We start from the raw sequence: 907 nt of genomic DNA on the forward strand, positions 1-907 counted from the left end.
CGGATAAATCAATGCTGCCAATCCAGTCTCTGATGCGGCTGGGCAAGGATTTAAAAAAATCCATCAATTTTGTGATACTTCCCATAAAGCCATCGACAATCCAACTCGCCAAGTCTTCCCCTGCTTGTTCCATACCAGCTTTGGCGCTCTCTGAGAGCGTTTCGCGGGCAAAAAAGCTCCCCAACCAGCTCCAAAAGTTGGAAAGGCTTTGTTTAAAGCCCTCCCACACATTGCCAAACCACTTGCCAACAGCGCTAAGTCCCTGTTTGAACTTTTGCCAATGGGCAGAGAAATCAAAGGCAGCAGCAATAATGTTTTTCCAACGTGTAATGGTTGCCGTGTCGGCGCCAAAAAAACGCATGACGGCTTCAAAGGCACGACCAAAAGCGCGTATTAGCCCCCGTGCAAAACCTTTGACAAAGGAAGAAAAACGATCCCAATATTTCCACAAAACAAAACAAGCAGCCACGATCACAGCTACAACAGCAGCAATCAGAGCACCGATTGGGCTAAAAACAGCCCCAACCACAGAGGCTATGCCAGCAGCAATCACTTCTATCGCTGTCCCTATCCAACCAAAAGCGGCAGCAAATGCACTTCCTGAGATCATAATCCCCCGAAACGCTGCCACGAGTAAAGTCATGGGACGCAAGAGTCGAAGTGAACTTGCCCCAAGACCCGCGGTTAGCAAGCCCAGTGAGCGCCCTGAAGCCAATAGCCCGCGCCAACTTGCAGCAAGACCACGACTCACAGCACCCATCTTGATAAAAGACGTGATCAATTGAAGAAGCCCAAGACGTGTGCCAGCAAAAGTAAAGCGCAACACACGCAAAGCAATATTAAAAGCCATCAGAGCGGCAATGGTTTTGATAATGGCGCTTGTTAAAGTGGGATGAGCATTCGCCCA

Annotated in this window: 1 pseudogene; it reads right to left on the bottom strand. The window is 49.1% G+C overall.

Annotation, left to right across the window (positions count from 1 at the left end):
• Positions 1-907 (bottom strand): annotated as a pseudogene (locus tag ABD915_RS09875) (phage tail tape measure protein); the annotation flags it as partial.

It is taken from the genome of Bartonella jaculi (assembly GCF_039543045.1).
In the GTDB taxonomy this organism is placed as follows: Bacteria; Pseudomonadota; Alphaproteobacteria; order Rhizobiales; family Rhizobiaceae; genus Bartonella; species Bartonella jaculi.